22 protein-coding genes are annotated in these 19,926 nt (G+C 44.5%); 3 read left to right on the forward strand and 19 right to left on the reverse strand.

The window, feature by feature from the left end; genetic code table 11:
- Window positions 1-4 precede the first annotated feature (4 nt).
- From atpA to ACED59_RS15380, 19 genes are all read right to left on the reverse strand, one after another.
- Complete coding sequence (gene atpA / locus ACED59_RS15290) at window positions 5-1,546, reverse strand: F0F1 ATP synthase subunit alpha (RefSeq protein ID WP_009848121.1); 1,542 nt, start codon at window positions 1,544-1,546, stop codon at window positions 5-7.
- Window positions 1,547-1,559: 13 nt separating this feature from the next.
- On the reverse strand, window positions 1,560-2,093 hold the full coding sequence (gene atpH / locus ACED59_RS15295; protein ID WP_009848122.1) for a F0F1 ATP synthase subunit delta: 534 nt from the start codon (window positions 2,091-2,093) through the stop codon (window positions 1,560-1,562).
- A 15-nt stretch (window positions 2,094-2,108) separates the two neighbouring features.
- On the reverse strand, window positions 2,109-2,579 hold the full coding sequence (gene atpF / locus ACED59_RS15300) for a F0F1 ATP synthase subunit B (protein WP_010433231.1): 471 nt from the start codon (window positions 2,577-2,579) through the stop codon (window positions 2,109-2,111).
- Between the two features lie 59 nt (window positions 2,580-2,638).
- Window positions 2,639-2,896, reverse strand: a complete 258-nt coding sequence (gene atpE, locus ACED59_RS15305) for a F0F1 ATP synthase subunit C (protein ID WP_004411110.1) — start codon at window positions 2,894-2,896, stop codon at window positions 2,639-2,641.
- A gap of 49 nt (window positions 2,897-2,945) precedes the next feature.
- On the reverse strand, window positions 2,946-3,743 hold the full coding sequence (gene atpB / locus ACED59_RS15310; protein ID WP_009848124.1) for a F0F1 ATP synthase subunit A: 798 nt from the start codon (window positions 3,741-3,743) through the stop codon (window positions 2,946-2,948).
- Window positions 3,744-3,751: 8 nt separating this feature from the next.
- A complete protein-coding gene (locus ACED59_RS15315) occupies window positions 3,752-4,141 on the reverse strand; it encodes a F0F1 ATP synthase subunit I (RefSeq protein WP_008221392.1) in 390 nt (129 codons plus the stop codon).
- Window positions 4,142-4,333: 192 nt separating this feature from the next.
- The gene (locus ACED59_RS15320; protein ID WP_012605105.1) at window positions 4,334-5,215 is read right to left on the reverse strand and encodes a ParB/RepB/Spo0J family partition protein; all 882 of its coding nucleotides are present in this window, start codon (window positions 5,213-5,215) and stop codon (window positions 4,334-4,336) included.
- Between the two features lie 23 nt (window positions 5,216-5,238).
- Entirely contained in the window at window positions 5,239-6,012 is a 774-nt protein-coding gene (locus ACED59_RS15325) for a ParA family protein (protein ID WP_009848126.1), read from the reverse strand.
- A 14-nt stretch (window positions 6,013-6,026) separates the two neighbouring features.
- Window positions 6,027-6,659, reverse strand: coding sequence for a 16S rRNA (guanine(527)-N(7))-methyltransferase RsmG (rsmG, locus tag ACED59_RS15330; RefSeq protein ID WP_009848127.1), 633 nt, complete (start codon window positions 6,657-6,659; stop codon window positions 6,027-6,029).
- A complete protein-coding gene (gene mnmG, locus ACED59_RS15335) occupies window positions 6,659-8,554 on the reverse strand; it encodes a tRNA uridine-5-carboxymethylaminomethyl(34) synthesis enzyme MnmG (RefSeq protein ID WP_012605106.1) in 1,896 nt (631 codons plus the stop codon). Before mnmG ends, rsmG begins: the two co-directional genes overlap by 1 nt.
- Before the next feature lie 480 nt (window positions 8,555-9,034).
- Window positions 9,035-9,469 carry an FMN-binding protein MioC gene (mioC, locus tag ACED59_RS15340; protein ID WP_009848129.1) on the reverse strand — a complete coding sequence of 145 codons (435 nt, stop codon included), beginning with the start codon at window positions 9,467-9,469 and terminating at the stop codon, window positions 9,035-9,037.
- A 50-nt stretch (window positions 9,470-9,519) separates the two neighbouring features.
- Window positions 9,520-10,881 (reverse strand): tRNA uridine-5-carboxymethylaminomethyl(34) synthesis GTPase MnmE, encoded by a 1,362-nt coding sequence (gene mnmE / locus ACED59_RS15345; RefSeq protein WP_029222947.1) that lies wholly within the window; start codon window positions 10,879-10,881, stop codon window positions 9,520-9,522.
- Between the two features lie 129 nt (window positions 10,882-11,010).
- Window positions 11,011-12,630 (reverse strand): membrane protein insertase YidC, encoded by a 1,620-nt coding sequence (gene yidC, locus ACED59_RS15350; protein ID WP_009848131.1) that lies wholly within the window; start codon window positions 12,628-12,630, stop codon window positions 11,011-11,013.
- A 2-nt stretch (window positions 12,631-12,632) separates the two neighbouring features.
- The gene (gene yidD / locus ACED59_RS15355; protein ID WP_004735802.1) at window positions 12,633-12,890 is read right to left on the reverse strand and encodes a membrane protein insertion efficiency factor YidD; all 258 of its coding nucleotides are present in this window, start codon (window positions 12,888-12,890) and stop codon (window positions 12,633-12,635) included.
- Complete coding sequence (gene rnpA / locus ACED59_RS15360) at window positions 12,857-13,180, reverse strand: ribonuclease P protein component (protein WP_029223763.1); 324 nt, start codon at window positions 13,178-13,180, stop codon at window positions 12,857-12,859. Before rnpA ends, yidD begins: the two co-directional genes overlap by 34 nt.
- A gap of 45 nt (window positions 13,181-13,225) precedes the next feature.
- Entirely contained in the window at window positions 13,226-13,360 is a 135-nt protein-coding gene (gene rpmH / locus ACED59_RS15365) for a 50S ribosomal protein L34 (RefSeq protein WP_004735800.1), read from the reverse strand.
- A 206-nt stretch (window positions 13,361-13,566) separates the two neighbouring features.
- On the reverse strand, window positions 13,567-14,304 hold the full coding sequence (locus ACED59_RS15370) for an amino acid ABC transporter ATP-binding protein (protein WP_009848133.1): 738 nt from the start codon (window positions 14,302-14,304) through the stop codon (window positions 13,567-13,569).
- Complete coding sequence (locus ACED59_RS15375; RefSeq protein WP_009848134.1) at window positions 14,301-14,972, reverse strand: amino acid ABC transporter permease; 672 nt, start codon at window positions 14,970-14,972, stop codon at window positions 14,301-14,303. Before ACED59_RS15375 ends, ACED59_RS15370 begins: the two co-directional genes overlap by 4 nt.
- Window positions 14,973-15,106: 134 nt before the next feature.
- Entirely contained in the window at window positions 15,107-15,856 is a 750-nt protein-coding gene (locus ACED59_RS15380; protein ID WP_029223762.1) for an amino acid ABC transporter substrate-binding protein, read from the reverse strand.
- A gap of 309 nt (window positions 15,857-16,165) precedes the next feature.
- On the opposite strand from ACED59_RS15380, the gene dnaA reads away from it, so the two are divergent.
- The 3 genes from dnaA (at window position 16,166) to recF (ending at window position 19,923) form a co-directional block, all read left to right on the forward strand.
- Window positions 16,166-17,587 carry a chromosomal replication initiator protein DnaA gene (gene dnaA / locus ACED59_RS15385; RefSeq protein WP_009848136.1) on the forward strand — a complete coding sequence of 474 codons (1,422 nt, stop codon included), beginning with the start codon at window positions 16,166-16,168 and terminating at the stop codon, window positions 17,585-17,587.
- An 81-nt stretch (window positions 17,588-17,668) separates the two neighbouring features.
- Entirely contained in the window at window positions 17,669-18,769 is a 1,101-nt protein-coding gene (gene dnaN, locus ACED59_RS15390) for a DNA polymerase III subunit beta (RefSeq protein WP_010433159.1), read from the forward strand.
- 74 nt (window positions 18,770-18,843) lie between these two features.
- Entirely contained in the window at window positions 18,844-19,923 is a 1,080-nt protein-coding gene (gene recF / locus ACED59_RS15395; protein ID WP_017096604.1) for a DNA replication/repair protein RecF, read from the forward strand.
- Window positions 19,924-19,926: the final 3 nt, after the last annotated feature.

The raw sequence follows: 19,926 nt of genomic DNA on the forward strand, positions 1-19,926 counted from the left end.
CCAATTACCAGGTCTGGGTTGCCTTGAAATCGTCAACAAGCTTCTTCAGCTCAGCTTCGATTTCTTTGTTGAAAGCACCCGTTGCGTCGATCTGTGTTACTAGATCAGCGTATTGACCACGAGCAAACGACAGTAAAGCAGCTTCAAAGTCTAGAACTTTAGAAAGTTCAACGTCTTGAAGGTATCCACGCTCTGCAGCGAAGATTACTAGAGCTTGGTCAAATACAGACATAGGAGCGTATTGCTTCTGCTTCATCAGTTCTGTAACTTTTTGACCGTGGTCTAGCTGCTTCTTAGTCGCTTCATCAAGATCCGAAGAGAACTGAGCAAATGCTGCAAGTTCACGGTATTGAGCTAGAGCAGTACGGATACCGCCAGATAGCTTCTTGATGATTTTAGTCTGCGCCGAACCACCTACACGAGAAACTGAGATACCAGGGTCAACAGCTGGACGTACGCCCGCGTTGAACAGCTCAGTTTGTAGGAAGATCTGACCATCAGTAATCGAGATTACGTTCGTTGGTACGAATGCAGATACGTCACCAGCTTGCGTTTCGATGATAGGAAGAGCTGTTAAAGAACCAGTCTTGCCTGTCACTTCACCGTTAGTGAATTTTTCTACGTATGCTTCGCTTACACGAGCTGCACGCTCTAGTAGACGAGAGTGAAGGTAGAAAACATCACCTGGGAACGCTTCACGACCTGGTGGACGCTTAAGTAGTAGCGAGATTTGACGGTAAGCGACAGCTTGCTTAGATAGATCATCATAAACAATCAGTGCATCTTCACCGCGATCACGGAAGTATTCGCCCATCGCACAACCAGCATACGGTGCAAGGTATTGCAGCGCTGCAGATTCAGAGGCAGATGCAACAACAACAACAGTGTTTGCTAGTGCGCCGTGCTCTTCTAGTTTGCGAACTACGTTAGCAATAGTCGACGCTTTTTGGCCGATAGCTACGTAGATAGAGAAAATACCAGAATCTTTTTGGTTAATAATCGCATCGATCGCCATTGCTGTTTTACCAGTCTGACGGTCACCGATTACTAGCTCACGTTGACCACGACCGATAGGGATCATTGAGTCAACAGACTTGTAACCAGTTTGAACAGGTTGATCTACCGATTTACGGTCGATTACACCTGGTGCGATAATTTCTACAGGCGAAGTCAATTTAGCTTCGATTGGACCTTTACCATCAATTGGCTCACCTAGCGTGTTTACAACACGACCAAGCATTTCAGGACCTACTGGTACTTCTAGAATACGACCAGTACCTGTAACTTTCATGCCTTCCTGTAGGTCAGCATACGGGCCCATTACAACAGCACCAACCGAATCACGGTTCAAGTTTAGTGCTAGAGCGTAACGGCCACCCGGTAGTTCGATCATTTCACCTTGCATCACGTCCGCTAGGCCGTGGATGCTAAGGATGCCATCGCTTACAGAAACGATAGTACCTTCATTGCGAGCTTCACTAACAACGTCGAAAGATTCAATACGTTGTTTAATTAGATCGCTAATTTCAGTGGAATTAAGTTGCATGCTCCAATCCCCATTAAGACTGCAATGCATCGCTCAGGCGGTCTAAACGACTGCGCGCTGAGTTATCGATGACTAGGTCTCCGGCTCGAATAATAACTCCACTAAGTAGAGTCTCATCTATACTGCAATTCAGCTGAACTTTGCGCGCTAAGCGCTGTTCCAATTTGCTGCTGATCTCTGCACGTTGTTCTTCAGAAAGTTCTACCGCTGAAGTTACTTCAACGTCGATCTCTTTCTCATACTCTTTTTTGAGTATAAAGAACTCTTTACAAACATCAGGAAAAGCCATTAAGCGGCCATTCTCTGCCATCACTTTAATTAAGTTCTGACCGAATTCATCAAATTGTTCGCCACAAATTACAATGAATACTTCAGCTAATTTTTCAGCAGTCATAGAACCGCTTAATAAATTGTGAACATCATCATTTTGTGCCACTTCGGCAGCAAAAGTAAGCATTTGACCCCATTGGTCTAGCTCACCTTTATCTACCGCAAAGTCAAACGCTGCTTTAGCATAGGGGCGTGCGATTGTAGTCAAATCAGACATATACAGCCCCTTGCTTTAAAGTTTTGCAGTAATGTTGTTAAGAAGATCATCGTGTACATCTTTATCGATTGTACGTTCAAGGATTTTCTCAGCACCAGCTATAGCCAGAGTTGCGACTTGTTTGCGCAGGTCATCACGGGCACGTGTACGCTCTGCTTCAATTTCTGCTTCAGCTTGCGCTAAGATCTTCTGGCGTTCTGCCTGAGCCTCTTCGCGTGCTTCATCAATAATTTGAGCTTTACGTTTGTTTGCCTGATCAATAACCTCAGTTGCAGTGCGCTTTGCTTCTTTCATTTGCTCAGAAGCGTTGGCTTGTGCCAGGTTCAAGTCTTTAGCAGCGCGTTCAGCGGCTACCAGACCGTCAGCAATTTTTTTCTGACGTTCTTCAATTGCTTGCATGATTGGTGGCCATACATATTTCATGCAGAACCAAACAAACAGTGAAAAAGCAATTGCTTGACCTAGCAGAGTTGCGTTCATATTCACAACAGCTACCCCTCGTTAAGAATCAACTACAAAAATTTAATTAACTATTTAGAAGTTAATTAGCCTGCTAGTTGACCAACAAATGGGTTAGCAAACGTGAATAGTAGTGCGATTACGATACCGATCATTGGAACAGCATCCAATAGACCAGCGATGATGAACATCTTAACTTGTAGCATTGGAGCCATTTCAGGTTGACGCGCAGCGCCTTCTAGGAATTTACCACCAAGAATAGCAAAACCAATTGCAGTACCTACGGCACAAAGACCAACAATGATAGCAACAGCGATTGCTGAAAAACTTAGTACAGTTTCCATTTACGTTCTCCGATTAACATTAATAGTTAGAATAAAGCTTAAAAATTTTTTAGTGATCACTATCTTCATGAGCCATTGATAAGTAAACGATTGTCAACATCATGAAAACAAACGCTTGAATCAAAATAACCAAGATATGGAAGATAGCCCAAGGTAGTGCACCTACCCATTGTAAGTACCACGGTAGCATTGCCGCGATAAGAATAAACACCACCTCACCCGCAAACATATTACCAAATAAACGCATACCTAGAGATAGTGGCTTCGCTAATAACGAAATTACCTCAAGTACCAAGTTAAATGGAATCATGATTGGGTGATTAAATGGATGCAGTGCCAATTCTTTAGCAAATCCGCCTAGACCTTTCACTTTGATGCTGTAGTAGATCATCAGAGCAAAAACACCTAAAGCCATTGCCATTGTTATATTAACATCAGCTGTAGGAACCACTTTCAAGTAAGGGATACCTAGCCAATGCTCTGCAGGATATGGTAAGAAATCGATAGGCACTAAGTCCATCAAGTTCATAATGATAATCCAGCAGAATATAGTCAGTGCTAGTGGGGCAATCAGAGGGTTGCGGCCATGGAAAGTTTCTTTAACGTTGTCACCAACGAATTCCACTACCATTTCAACAAAACACTGAAGCTTACCAGGTACACCTACTGTTGCTTTCTTAGCGACTGAGCGAAAAACCCAAAGGAATAACATCCCTGTCAACACCGAAAAAAACAGACTGTCTATATGTACGTTCCAGAAACTTGTCTCCTCTACAAGACCAAACTTAGCTAAAGAAAGGTTTTGTAAATGGTGTTCAATGTATCCGGATGCTGTTGGCGCAGCCATAACTCATCCTATTTTTTATTGTTAATGAAAAGCACTGGCGCAAAGATATTAATACCTAGAACCAGTAAATAGGTCAGTTTGAGGGGAATTAATTCCACCTGCATATACATGTAGACGATAGAGAATAGTAGAACTGTGATTAAGATTTTGAGCGCTTCACCTGCATAGAACGACGCCGCAACTAACTTAGTTGCGCGAGCTCCACAAAATAGAAAAGCACACACACAAAAAACTACATTCGCGATGACAAAAATACCGCCACCGATTAATGCAGCAAAACCCCAATCAGGATTAACAGCTAAACCTAACCCTATCGCCACTAATATAACCGCGCTAAGCTCGATCAATAACATTTGCTTTGCAAGCACTCGTCCTGGTCTTGCTAACGCCGCTACCATGTATTCGTTCCTCTTTTAAGCCTACTTTGATACTCGCTTAAAAGCGTGCTGATAAATTGGCGAAAATTATACGTTCAGCCAAATTGATTGCAATAAGAATGCAGCAATCATTTACATTTTTGTATACAAACCGACAACTTTTGTACGAAATCACTTGTTCATTACATAATTGACCTAAATCAATTATCTCACTTAGTACTCTAATTTAGCAATAAGTTGATCTAATTTGTGAGGCTCATCAAGAGTAATTGTCACTTTTGACTTCCCACTAACAGAACGAGTAACTGAAACGTTTGCTTGCAATTTTTCCGTGAGTCTTCGTGAAAGTTCGATAGCTTCAGTGTCTTCTTGCTTCGATTCTGATTCAACGTCTGGCTTTAAGCACTTTTTAACAAGCTGCTCAGTTTGACGCACGGTCATTTTTTTGGTTGCCGCAGTGTTTGCTGCCTCAACCTGGGTATCGCCTTCGAGCGCAAGCAATGCTCTAGCATGCCCCATTTCCAGGTGTTTGTTGGAAACTAAACCTTTTACTTCATTTTCGAGCTGATTTAGACGTAATAAGTTACTAACCGTTGCTCTCGATTTACCGATCACTTCAGCAACTTGTTGATGTGTCAGCTCAAATTCGTTCTGCAAGCGCTCTAACGCTTGTGCTTCTTCGATAGCATTCAAGTCTTCACGCTGAATGTTCTCGATCAATGCCATCGCAATCGCGGCCTTGTCTTCGACTCTCTTAATTAGACATGGCACTTGCTTAAGGCCAGCTTGACGAGCAGCTCTCCAACGACGTTCGCCAGCAATAATCTCAAACTGGTCGTGTGCTAAGGGGCGTACAACGATTGGCTGAATAATACCTTGAGATTGGATTGATGCTGCCAGCTCTTCTAGCGCTTCCGGCGCAATATCCTTACGCGGTTGATATACACCTGGCTTTAAGCAACCAACAGCCAATTCGATAAGCTCACCATCAGCCGACAACGCCTGACTATAAGAAGCAACTTGCTGCTTTTCACGAGCTAATGAGCTAGTTGCAAGCAATGCATCTAGCCCCTTTCCTAAACCACGCTTAGACATTGAGCGAATTCCTTTGGTTGGACCTATACTGGGACTTCTTCACGACGTAACATTTCGCCAGCAAGAGCAAGATATGCCTTAGCTCCTGCAGAATATTTGTCGTAGTACATTGCTGGCTTGCCATGACTCGGCGCTTCTGCCAGACGCACATTTCTAGGGATCACAGTTCGATAGACTTTGCTACCGAAGTGCTTTTTGAGTTGATCAGATACTTCGTTCGATAAGCGGTTACGAGGATCGTACATAGTACGCAGAAGACCTTCAATCTTCAGGTTCTCATTTACCACCGCAGCGAGCTTGCTAATGGTATCCATCAACGCAGTCAAACCTTCCAGAGCAAAGTATTCACATTGCATAGGAACCAATACGGAATCGGCCGCAGCCATCGCATTAATTGTAAGAAGATTTAATGACGGTGGGCAATCGATAAAGATGAAATCATAGTTATTACGAATGGATGCCAACGCGTTCTTTAGGCGAACTTCACGAGCAAACACTTCCATCAATTTGATTTCTGCCGCTGTAACATCACCATTTGCGGCGATAAGGTCATAGTTGCCAGATGTACTTCGGCAAACTACCTCATCAAATGGGGTGTCTTCAACCAACAAATCGTAAGCAGTTGCTTCAACCTGATACTTGTCAACACCGCTCGCCATCGTGGCATTACCTTGAGGATCGAGGTCAACAACCAATATCTTGCGCTTTGTTGCCGCCATTGATGCTGCCAAGTTAATGCAAGTTGTTGTTTTTCCTACGCCACCCTTCTGGTTGGCAATTGCTACGATTTTACCCACTATGGCCTCGCTGATTATCCCTGACGCGATAAAGTAACTAGATGACGCTCTCCATCAAGCTCTGGCACTTGCAAAGCTTTAATGTCTGTCACTGAACACCATTCAGGTAACAGGTCGATTTCGTCTCTAGGATGTTGTCCCTTAAGAGCCAAAAATACACCGGATTGCTCTTTAGGTAAATGATGACACCACTCTACCATGTCTGTCATTGATGCAAATGCGCGACTGAGCACGGCATCAAACTTTTCTTCTGGTTGAAATTCTTCAACGCGACTTTGAATCGGCACCACGTTGTCGATACCCAGCTCATGAATCACTTGCTTGATAAAACGAATACGCTTACCCAAGCTGTCTAGCAAGTAAAACTCGCAGTCAGGATTCATGATTGAGAGCGGAATCCCAGGAAGGCCAGGGCCTGTGCCAACGTCAATAAAGCGCTTGCCTTGTAAGTGAGTGCTAACAATGATGCTATCTAAGATATGTTTCACCATCATTTCTTGCGGATCACGAACTGACGTCAGATTGTATGCTTTGTTCCACTTGTTTAGTAACTCAACGTAGCCAACCAATTGGCTGCGTTGCTTTTCAGATACTTCAAGTTCAGTCTGGCCAATCAGGTGATCCAGTTTTTCGCGTAATGCGCTCATTATGCTTCCTCACCTTTTTTCAACAGGCCGTGTTTTTTCAAGTAAACCAACAGAATTGAAATTGCAGCAGGTGTGATACCTGAGATTCGCGATGCAATACCAATTGAGTCTGGTTTAGCGGTAGTTAGTTTTAGAACCACTTCGTTAGAAAGCCCTTTTACCTTACTGTAATCGATGTCAGCCGGCAGTTTGGTGTTTTCATGACGCAGTGATTTTTCAATTTCATCTTGTTGACGTTGGATATAGCCATCGTACTTCACTTGGATCTCAACTTGCTCAGACGCTTGTTGATCTTCCAGTGCAGGACCAAAACGATCCAACGACGTTAGCTGTGAATAAGTCATTTCAGGACGACGAAGAAGATCTTCACCACTCGCTTCACGAGACATTGGTGTTTTCAGGATCTGGTTCAATTGATCAATATCTTCAGATTTTGGATTAATCCATGTTTCTTTAAGACGTTGACGCTCTTTCTCCATGTTTTCCATCTTCTCGTTGAATCGCGTCCAACGAGCATCGTCGACCAAGCCAAGTTCACGAGACTTTTCAGTCAAACGGATATCAGCGTTGTCTTCACGAAGCAACAAGCGGTACTCCGCGCGAGATGTAAACATTCGGTACGGTTCTTTAGTACCCATCGTCGACAAGTCATCGATAAGTACACCCATGTAAGCTTGATCGCGGCGTGGGCTCCAGCCCTCTTTGCCTTGCGTAAACAAACTCGCATTCAAACCGGCCATTAAGCCTTGTGCTGCAGCTTCTTCGTAGCCAGTGGTGCCATTGATTTGCCCCGCAAAGAACAACCCCTTAATAAACTTGGTCTCGTAAGTCAGTTTAAGATCGCGAGGGTCAAAGAAGTCGTACTCAATCGCGTAGCCAGGACGGACGATGTGTGCGTTCTCAAAACCTTTCATTGAGTGAACGATTTTTACCTGAACATCAAACGGTAAACTGGTTGAAATACCATTCGGGTATAACTCGTGCGTCGTTAGGCCTTCAGGCTCAATGAAAATTTGGTGACTGTTTTTATCAGCAAAGCGCATCACTTTGTCTTCAATCGACGGACAGTAACGAGGGCCAATACCTTCAATCACACCAGCGTACATCGGGCTGCGATCGAGGTTGGCACGAATAACGTCATGCGTATTTTCGTTAGTGTGCGTGATGTAACATGGAATCTGACGCGGCTGCTGAGCTCGGTTACCCATGAATGAGAAAACCGGAGTCGGATTATCGCCGTGTTGAACCTCAAGCTCAGAAAAATCAACGCTGCGTGCATCGATGCGAGGAGGTGTACCCGTTTTCAGGCGATCAACACGAAATGGAAGATCACGAAGACGGTCAGCGAGCGCGATCGATGGTGGATCACCCGCACGTCCACCCGATGAACTTTCCATACCAATATGAATCTTACCGCCTAGGAATGTGCCTACCGTTAAGACCACAGCATTAGCGCGGAATTTGAGGCCCATTTGCGTAACCACACCCACCACTTGATCTTGTTCAACGATCAAGTCATCAACCGACTGTTGGAACAGAGTTAGGTTTGGTGTGTTTTCAAGAACATTACGGACAAAGGCTTTGTAAAGTGCGCGGTCAGCTTGTGCACGAGTTGCACGTACCGCAGGGCCTTTTGATGCGTTTAATGTTCTGAACTGAATACCTGCATGATCAATAGCTTGCGCCATTAATCCACCCATAGCATCGACCTCTTTTACCAAGTGGCCCTTACCGATCCCGCCAATGGCTGGGTTACAAGACATCTGTCCCAACGTATCGATATTATGAGTTAGTAATAACGTACTTTGACCAGTACGTGCAGATGCGAGTGCGGCTTCCGTTCCTGCATGGCCACCACCAACAACGATGACGTCAAATTTTTCGTGATAAAGCATGAACCGACCTCAGGTACTCAAACGTTTCTAGATTGATAAAAAGGAGCGATATTCTACCTGTTTTCATAGCTTGAGAAAACGTTTTTGGAATTTTTCGAAAAAGCTGTTTTTAATTAATATAGATAAGATCTTTTATTAGATCTTTTATTAGATCTATTATTAGGATCGAGGGTGTCTGTGGATAAGTAGAAAATGATCAACAAGATCATGGATCTTTTTTGGATCAAAGGGTGTGATCTAACTTTGATCATAATGAGGATTAGCTGGGATCAAAATGGCCACTTATGCACAAAGGGAAATTACCTAGAAAGTTGTTATTTGGATAACTATAGGTTGATCACCGTATATGTATGATCTTATCCACAGAGAAAATTGAAAAAAATGACATGTATTTCGATTTATTTTCAAAAAAGTTATTCACAATCACGATTTTCAGAGACAAAAAAAGCGGCATAAGCCGCTTTTTAGAAGATTGGGGTGTTAAAACTGGTCACTATGATCGTTAAACCATTCCTCTGCAGCATCTTCTGGGACCGGTGTTTCAAGAACATCGATGGTAAAACAGCCGGAAATCGCTTGAGCACCGAGCTCTTTTAGTTGGCTGTGGACTGATTTACCTGCCAAACAGAAGGTATCGTAGCTCGAATCTCCAAGCGCCACTACAGCAAAGCGAACCTGGCTTAAATCTGGAGATTGCTGGGTCAATGCGTCGATAAACGGCTTAATATTATCTGGAAATTCACCGGCACCATGAGTTGAAGTGACCAACAACCAAAAGCCTTGTTGGGGGATATCATCGTATTCAGGCTGATTATGGAGGGTTATTTCATGACCTTGCTCTTCAAGAAGATCATTAAGGTGATCGCCAACGTACTCTGCACCACCTAAGGTGCTGCCTGTAATAATGTGGATCATTAAGCTGTCCTTACTAAAGAAGAAGGCCAGCATGAGCCGGCCTTTTAAGGTTATTTACCAATACAGAATGAAGAAAAGATGCGACCTAAAAGATCGTCTGAACTGAACTCACCCGTGATCTCATTGAGGTGCTGCTGAGTAATTCGAAGTTCTTCCGCTAAAATCTCACCTGCCATGTAGCCTTCAAGCTGCTGTTGGCCGATATCTAGGTGTTCTGATGCACGTTCTAGGGCATCTAAGTGACGACGACGTGCCATAAAGCCACCTTCATGACCACCAGCAAAGCCCATACAATCCTTTAGATGACTACGCAGAGCATCGACACCTTGGCCGGTTTTGGCTGATAAGCGAATCAGGGTTGGATCGTTAACATGACAAATGCCTAACTCTTCACTGGTTTGATCCGCTTTATTACGAATTACCGTCATTCCGATGTTGTCTGGTAGACGATCAACGAAATCTGGCCAGATATCTTTCGGGTCGGTTGCGTCTGTTGTTGTGCCATCAACCATAAATAAAACTCGGTCTGCCTGAGCTATTTCTTCCCAAGCACGTTCAATACCTATCTTTTCTACTTCATCAGAGGCCTCACGTAGGCCTGCGGTATCAATAATATGCAGTGGCATGCCATCAATATGGATATGTTCACGCAGTACATCACGCGTAGTGCCGGCAATATCAGTCACAATGGCAGATTCTTTGCCTGACAATGCATTTAATAGGCTCGATTTACCCGCATTTGGGCGACCTGCAATCACGACTTTCATACCTTCACGCATGATGGCACCTTGATTGGCTTCTTGGCGCACAGCTTCGAGATTGTCGATGATAGCCTGTAAGTCAGCACTTACTTTACCGTCAGCAAGGAAATCAATTTCTTCTTCAGGGAAGTCGATAGCCGCTTCAACGTAGATTCTTAGGTAAATCAGGGAATCTACCAGTGTATTAATACGCTTTGAGAATTCACCTTGCAGGGATTGTAGTGCAGATTTCGCCGCTTCTTCTGAGCTTGCGTCAATCAGGTCAGCAATCGCTTCGGCTTGAGTTAAATCCATCTTGTCGTTTAAGAAGGCACGCTCTGAAAACTCACCTGGACGCGCAGCACGCACGCCTGAGATCGCGAGGATTCGTTTGATTAGCATATCCATCACCACCGGACCGCCGTGGCCTTGCAGCTCTAACACGTCTTCGCCAGTAAACGAATGTGGGTTAGGGAAGAAAAGCGCGATACCTTGGTCGAGTTCGATGCCATCGTGAGATTTAAACGGCAGGTACTCAGCGTAGCGAGGCTTAAGTGTTTTTCCTGTTACTTCTAGGGCAACCTGAGTCGCCAATGGGCCGGAAACGCGGATAATACCGACGCCACCACGGCCTGGCGCGGTCGCTTGAGCAACAATCGTATCTGTAGTCATAGGTGTGCCTGCTAGCATGTGAAAGCCAAAGAGGGCATTCACGATTAATCAATTAGCTGAATTGTAATCAGCTAAAAACAAAAAGGCGACCTTTTGGTCGCCTTTCTTTATCTCTTTCTATTATCGAACTTACTTAGAATGTAAGCCTTTCTTTTCCAGTGCGCGGTAGATAAGCGTTTGCTGAATTAGAGTTACGATGTTCGATACTAGCCAGTAAAGAACCAGACCTGAAGGGAAGAACAGGAAGAAGAATGTGAACATAACCGGCATAAAGGTCATGATCTTCTGCTGCATTGGATCCGTTACAGTTGTCGGGCTCATCTTCTGGATTAGGAACATTGAAGCACCCATCAGAAGTGGCAAGATGTAGTATGGGTCTTGTGCTGAAAGGTCAGTAATCCAACCGAAGAACGGTGAGTGACGCAGTTCAACAGACTCCATTAGTGCCCAGTATAGCGAAATGAAGATAGGCATTTGAAGAAGGATAGGTAAACAGCCACCTAGTGGGTTTACTTTCTCTTTCTTGTAAAGCTCCATCATTTCTTGACTCATGCGTTGACGGTCGTCGCCAATACGCTCACGCATTGCAGTCAGCTTAGGCTGAAGCATACGCATTTTCGCCATAGACGTGTACTGAGCTTTCGTTAGTGGGTACATAGCACCACGAACGATGAAAGTTAGACAGATGATTGCCAGACCCCAGTTCACAACGATGCCTTGAATAAATGAAAGCAGAGTATGAAGTGGTTTAGCAATGAACCATAACCAACCGTAGTCAACTACTAGGTCTAGGTTTGGTGCAACAGCAGCCATTTGGTCTTGAAGTTTAGGACCAACCCAAAGCGTTGCTTTGAAGCTTGCTTCGTCGCCAGTAGCGATGGTTTTGTTCGGCATGCGAACACCGATGTCGCCAAGGTTACCAATTACACGAGTGTAAAGGTTGCTGCCTGCTTCGTCGCGTGGAATCCAAGCACTTGCAAAGTAGTGTTGAATCATCGCTGCCCAACCTTGACCGTTTGCTAGGTTAAGAGAAAGGTTGCGATCTTGCATGTCGTCGAAGCTGTATTTTTTGTAACGCGTATCTTCCGTAGAGTAAGCACCACCACGGTAAGTTGGCATTGTTAGGCTACCACCGTCATCCATAACGTTTTGACGTAGGTGAGCGTACATGCCGAATGTTGCGTTATTGCCAGAGTTGTTGACTACATCGTATTCAACGTCAATCGCGTAGCTGCCGCGCTTAAGGACGAATGTTTTTGTGTAATCCAGGCCGTTCGCTTGGTAAGTCATTGGGATGCGTAGTTCATCTTGACCTTCAGCCAACGTGAAGCTGTCTGCTGAAACCGTGTAGCTAGGGCGGTTAGTGCTGCTTAAATCGATACCTTGAGGACCCACTAGACCGCTTTGAGCGATAAATTGGTGACCAGGCTCGTTTTTAAGAAGAACAAAAGTGTCTTCAGAATCGAACTCAGCAGAGTAATCGTTTAGGTTTGCTGTAACGACATCACCACCAACCGTATCAATTGACAGAGTCAGAACATCAGTTGTTACTGTGATAGTTTTAGCAGAAGCAACTTGACCAGGAGCCGGGTCTAGATCATCTGCATAAGATGGCGCTGGTAGGGTGCTGCCAGATTGTGCCTGCTCAACCGCTTGTGGAGCTGGGTTCTGAGCTACGTTCCATTGTTGGAACAGTAGGAAAGAAACCAAAGCCAATGCGATTAACAGGATATTACGTTGAGAATCCATCGTTATTTATCTCTGTCTTGTTTTTGGACTGGTGGAACGGGGTCAAAGCCCCCTTCGTTCAAAGGATGGCATTTTAATAGACGTTTGCCTGATAACCAACACCCTTTTACAAAACCGTGAGCTTTCAACGCTTCTATCGCATATAAAGAGCAGGTTGGAGTAAATCGGCAGCGTGGGCCGATGAGTGGACTAATAAACCATCTATAAAAATAGATGGGTATTAGCGCTATCCACGCGAAGGGCGAGACAGGCGAAGCCATAATTTGTCGAGTAGCTTGAACATTTCTTCATTGCTTAAATCTTGCGCGCTCTTCTTAGCGATTACAACATAATCTTTGTTAGGAAGTTTGTGTTGAGTGTTACGAAAGCTTTCACGAGTAAGACGCTTGAATCGATTACGACCCACGGCGGTTTTAATCTGCTTTTTCGGAACGGCTAATCCAAGGCGAGGATTTGAAAGAGAGTTATTTCGGGCAATGATGGTGAAATGAGGGGAGCCTGCTCGATGAGCTTGCTTGAAGACATTCTGATAATGTTCGGGAGTTAACAAGCGTAACTCCCGACCGAAGGCTAGCTTATTCAAAATAATCAAAGATTACTTAGAAAGACGCTTACGGCCTTTTGCACGACGTGCATTGATTGTTGCGCGACCGTTCTTAGTAGCCATGCGAGCACGGAAACCGTGTGTACGCTTACGCTTTAGAACTGTAGGTTGAAAAGTGCGTTTCATTGTAATTACCTTACTGATCAGTAGTTTTAGGTTTTTGTTAAACCCGGCGTGGGCATTTTTTCTCTTCTTTATATAAGAAAGGAAAACCGACGCCTCTCAACAAAGAGGCGGAATTGTAATCACTGTCACAAAAAGTGTCAATGATTGGGTTAACTAAAATTCCGGTCGGGGGATTATACGTAGAATAACTAAAATCACAAGGATCCTTATTCGATCCCGACCTTATTTAAGAATTTCTTTAATTTAGGATCCTGTGGATTACCAAAAATATCCTGTGGAGATCCCTGTTCGACAATGTGGCCATCAGCCATGAAGATCACTCGGTCTGCGACCTCTCTAGCGAACTGCATTTCGTGAGTAACCACCAGCATGGTTTGATGCTGATTTGCTAGTTTTTTCATTAGGTTAAGCACTTCGCCAACCCATTCAGGATCAAGCGCTGAAGTCGGCTCATCAAACAGTAAAAGCTCTGGTTGTAGAGCCATTGCACGGCCAATACCAACCCGTTGCTGCTGGCCACCAGAGAGCGCGGCTGGGTAGCTATCAGCTTTCTCTCCTAAGCCAATGTCGTCGAGTATTTGTTGTGCTTTTTCATGGGCTTGCTTCTTTTTCCAACCACGAACGGTAATCAAACCTTCAGCTATATTCTGTCTCGCGGTTTGGTGAGCAAATAGTGCATAGTTTTGGAATACAAAACCAGTCTTACGACGCAGTGCAAGCACCTCTGCTTTGGTGTGTTTCTGAGCATCAACCTTAATATCATCAATCGAAATAATACCTTGATCGGCTTGCTCTAGAAAATTCACACAACGCAGCAGGGTAGACTTACCCGTACCACTTGAACCTATGATGACAATTATCTCACCTTGTTTGATTTCTAGGTCGATCCCTTTCAAAACTTCGGTGTCACCAAACTGCTTGTGGATATTTTGTAATTTGATCATCGTACATACGCCTTATTTAGTTTCACTTCGGCCCAAATTTGAATACGAGTGAGGATAACCACTACGCCCCAGTAAATCAGCGCGACTGCTAAGAAAGCCTCGAAGAAGCGGAAACTTGAAGAAGCTTCCATCTGAGCTTTAGCCATGATTTCGGCTACACCTAAGGTGAATGCAAGTGAAGTCGACTTGATCATGTCGATGAAATAGTTCATTAAAGAAGGCAGTGCTACGCGGGTTGCTTGCGGCAAGATCACTCGGCGCATCGCTTGACTGGTTGTCATACCGACTGAGAGGCTGGCTTCCATCTGGCTACGATCAATACCGATAATCGCGGCACGAATACTTTCTGCCATATACGCGGCAAAGTGCAGGGTTAAGCCAATTACAGCGGCGCTGAAAGCATCCAACCCAACCATCCACGGGAATACTTGTGGTAAGCCGTAATAAAGGAGGAAAAGCTGTACCAACAGTGGTGTGCCTCGAAAGAAGCTAATGTACAGCTGGCTCAGTTGGTCGAGTACTGGGATTTTGAATACACGAATATTCGCCAGTATCAGAGACAGGATCAGAGCAAAGAACAAGCCCCAAGTCGCCATCTCCATCGTGGTGCCTAAATACTTCAGTAGTATTGGCAACAGCTCTAGCATGTAATTAAAGTCAAATCCCATAATCTATCTCGTATTAGTATTGGAAGTGTTGTTCTATTTGGAAATACTGTTCTATCAGGCTTTTAATCAGTGCACAAAAGCAAAAAGCCCACCGCCGTGTAAAGCAGTGGGCCTCGAATGGAGATAGTGAGTGATTACTTCTGAGTAATGTCCGCACCAAACCATTTCTGAGAGATACTTTCTAGCGTACCATCTGCGCGCATTGCTGCTAATGCTTGGTTTACTTCTGCTTGCAGTTTTTTACCGTTGTCGTTGTCCACGAAAGGCCAAGCGTTTTCAATGGTTTCGAATGGCTGACCCGCTAGCTGTAATGGTAGCCCCGTCTTCTTGATAAGCTCTAGTGCTGATAGGCGATCCATTACGAATGCATCGGCACGACCAAGAGCGACATCATGCTCAATACCTGTATCGTAGGTTTTAACATTGATCTTGCCATCTTTATCGTAGCTGCGAAGCAGTTGTTCAAAGTTTGAACCTAGGTTTACCGCAACCGTCTTGCCATCAAGGTCTTCGATACCCTTAATGCTGTCATTACCTTTACGAACGGTAATTTGTGCACCGTCTACTACGTATGGGTCTGCGAATAGGTATTTCGCTTTACGTGCATCCGTCATTGTAATTTGGTTTGAAATGGTATCGATACGACCCGTTTCAAGAAGACCAAACAGACCAGAGAAGTTTGCCGTTACGTATTCAACCTTGTAATCGTTACGCTTACCGATCTCATCCCATAAATCCACTTCAAAACCTTGTAGTTGGTCTTGTTTAACGAACGTAAACGGGAAGTAGCGACCAGACATGCCGACTTTAACTTCAGTCGCGGCTTGAACAGTAGCAGCAGAGAGTGCGATAGCCGCAATTGCAGCCTTAATCCAGTTATTCATTTGGTAACTCCTTATATTTATAGGGTTGGATGTTACTGGGAAAATGCTCAATAGAATAAATAACCAGATGTTATTAACCATAACCAGATCGCATTCTCGATTTGGGGATAACTAGCAAGGATCCGGGCATAAGTGGATCATTGTGTGAGTAAATTAGGGGCAAGATGTGTGGATCCACCGATTATTTACAAATTTATTGTGAATAACTTGGATCTTATTCACTGGATCTGTGATCAATTGCTGGTGATCTGACTTATCAACAGGTAAAATTAACGGTCATTTCATATAACTTAAATAGAGTGGGGCACCGTGTCATCTTCGCTTTGGTTGCAATGCTTGCAACAGCTTCAAGAAGAGTTACCAGCTACAGAATTCAGTATGTGGGTACGTCCGCTACAAGCGGAGCTCAATGGTAATACTCTAACTCTATTTGCACCAAACCGATTTGTACTCGATTGGGTGCGCGATAAGTACCTAAATAGCATTAACCGTTTGCTACAAGAATATTGTGGTAATGATATTCCGCATCTTCATTTTGAAATTGGGAACAAACGAGTTACGGCTCCAAAATCTGAGACTATCGCCCCAGCTCGTACCCGCACAGCCGCTGATGTGGCCGCTGAATCGTCAGCACCTGCGCAGTTACAAGCTCGTAAGCCTGTTCACAATATCTGGCGTGATGAAGAGCCTGTAGCGGTTGATCTTAACCACCGTTCAAACGTAAACCCAAAACATAAGTTCAATAACTTTGTTGAGGGTAAATCAAACCAATTGGGTTTAGCGGCGGCACGTCAGGTTTCTGATAATCCAGGAACAGCCTATAACCCGTTGTTTTTATACGGTGGCACCGGTTTAGGTAAGACACACTTGTTGCATGCGGTGGGTAATGCCATTGTTGATAATAAGCCGAATGCGAAAGTGGTTTACATGCATTCTGAGCGCTTTGTTCAGGATATGGTGAAGGCGCTACAAAATAACGCGATTGAAGAATTTAAGCGCTACTACCGTAGTGTTGATGCTTTGCTTATCGATGATATCCAATTTTTCGCGAATAAAGAGCGCTCTCAAGAAGAGTTCTTCCATACCTTTAATGCGCTGCTTGAAGGCAACCAACAGATCATCCTAACCTCTGACCGTTATCCAAAAGAGATCAACGGGGTAGAGGATCGTCTTAAATCTCGCTTCGGCTGGGGTTTGACGGTTGCGATTGAGCCACCAGAGCTTGAGACTCGTGTTGCGATCTTAATGAAGAAAGCCGAAGACCACCAAATTCACCTTGCGGATGAAGTGGCATTCTTTATTGCTAAGCGTTTACGATCTAACGTTCGTGAGCTTGAAGGCGCATTGAACCGTGTTATTGCGAATGCAAACTTCACTGGCCGTCCGATCACGATCGATTTCGTGCGTGAAGCACTGCGTGACTTACTTGCCCTGCAAGAAAAACTAGTCACCATTGATAACATTCAAAAGACAGTCGCTGAATACTACAAAATCAAAGTTGCTGATCTATTATCTAAACGTCGTTCTCGTTCTGTTGCTCGTCCACGCCAACTGGCGATGGCACTGGCTAAAGAGTTAACCAACCACAGCTTGCCTGAGATTGGCGATGCATTCGGTGGCCGTGACCACACGACCGTACTGCATGCTTGTCGTAAGATTGCTCAGTTGCGTGAAGAGAGCCACGACATTAAAGAAGATTATTCGAACTTGATTCGTACCCTTTCTTCTTAATACACAGTATTCTTAACCTTAATAAGCAGAATCTTGGCCACGTACTATTACGCAGTGCCATTTAGACCGTAAGAGCAAGATATGAAATTTACCATTGAACGTAGTCACCTGATTAAGCCATTACAACAAGTATCTGGCGCACTCGGTGGCAGGCCAACGCTTCCAATTCTAGGAAATCTACTGATTAAAGTAGAAGATAACGTGTTGTCGATGACAGCAACGGATCTAGAAGTTGAACTGATCAGCCGTGTAACGCTTGAAGGTGATTTCGAAGCGGGCAGCATTACTGTACCTTCACGTAAATTCCTAGATATCTGTCGTGGCTTGCCAGACAGCTCAGTGATCACTGTGGTATTGGATGGCGATCGTATTCAGGTTCGTTCTGGTCGTAGCCGCTTCTCATTAGCAACATTACCTGCGGCAGATTTTCCAAACATTGAAGACTGGAGCAGTGAAGTTGAAGTGTCAGTGACACAAGCTGAGCTACGCGGTCTTATCGAGAAAACCCAATTCTCAATGGCGAACCAAGATGTTCGTTATTACCTTAACGGTATGTTGTTTGAGATTGAAGGTTCAATCCTGCGAAGTGTCGCAACTGATGGTCACCGTATGGCGGTATCTCAAGCACAATTGGGAGCCGATTTTGCTCAGAAGCAGATCATTGTTCCTCGTAAAGGTGTACAAGAGTTAGTGAAGCTACTGGATGCACCAGAGCAACCGGTAACGCTGCAGATTGGTAACTCTAATGTGCGTGCTGAAGTGAACAACTATGTCTTCACTTCTAAGCTGGTTGATGGTCGTTTCCCTGATTATCGCCGCGTAATGCCGCAAAATACTACCAAGACACTTGAAGCTGGTTGTGATGAATTACGTTCAGCATTTTCTCGTGCTGCGATTCTGTCGAACGAAAAATTCCGTGGTGTTCGCGTTAATCTTGTAGATAGCGAGATGCGCATTACCGCGAACAACCCAGAACAAGAAGAAGCGGAAGAAGTGTTAGATGTTAACTTCGACGGTGACGCGCTAGAGATTGGCTTCAACGTAAGCTACGTATTGGATGTTCTGAACACACTACGTTGTGAACAAGTTCGCATCTCAATGTCAGACGCCAATGCGAGTGCTCTTATCGAGAACGCACAAGACGACAGCGCGATGTACGTTGTTATGCCTATTCGCTTATAAGCGTTGTTTGTGATGTTTACTGATCAACAACGTTTACCTATCGAGTCGTGATTGAAGATTAATATGAAGACGTTATGCCTTTATCGCGCTTAATCGTTAAGCAGTTTAGAAATATAGAAGCCTGTGACATTCAACCGTCATCAGGCTTTAACTTTCTTATAGGGGCTAACGGGAGCGGAAAAACCAGTGTCCTTGAAGCGGTATATCTGCTTGGACATGGTCGCTCATTTAAGAGTTCACTCACCGGCCGTATCATACAAAACGAGTGCAGTGAGCTGTTTGTACATGGCCGTTTTATGACCTCGGATCAATTTGAGCTGCCAATTGGCATTAATAAGCAGCGCGATGGCACAACAGAGGTTAAAATAAGCGGTCAAACTGGGCAAAAATTGGCTCAGTTAGCTCAGGTTTTACCTTTGCAGTTGATTCACCCGGAAGGGTTTGATTTACTAACCGATGGACCTAAGCATCGCCGCGCATTCATTGATTGGGGAGTCTTCCACAGTGAGTCCAGCTTTTATGATGCATGGGGCAGGGTAAAGCGCCTCAATAAGCAGCGAAACGCCTTATTGAAAACGGCAAAAAACTATCGAGAACTGAGCTATTGGGACCAAGAATTGGCCCGTTTAGCGGAAAGTATCAGCCAGTGGCGTGCCACTTACGTTGAACAGCTTAAAGAAGTCGCCGAAGAAATCTGTGCGACCTTCCTTCCTGAGTTTGAGATAAAGATTAACTATTATCGTGGTTGGGACAAAGACACCCCATATGCCGATATTTTAGAAAAGAATTTTGAAAGGGATCAGCAGCTTGGTTACACCTTTAGTGGGCCAAACAAAGCGGATCTGAAGATAAAAGTGAACGGCACTCCAGTGGAAGATGTCTTGTCACGAGGTCAATTGAAGTTGATGGTGTGCGCGCTGCGAGTAGCACAAGGGCAACACCTCACTCAAATGACAGGTAAGCAGTGCATCTATTTGATAGATGACTTTGCTTCCGAATTAGATAGCCAACGCCGAGCACGTCTTGCTGAGTGTTTAAAGGCGACCCAGGCTCAAGTTTTTGTAAGCTCTATTACCGCTGATCAGATTGCAGATATGCATGACGAAAATAGCAGGATGTTTCATGTGGAACATGGCAAAATAGAGCAAGGATAATTA

It is taken from the genome of Vibrio sp. FF266 (genome assembly GCF_041439695.1).
Taxonomy (GTDB): Bacteria; Pseudomonadota; Gammaproteobacteria; order Enterobacterales; family Vibrionaceae; genus Vibrio; species Vibrio tasmaniensis_A.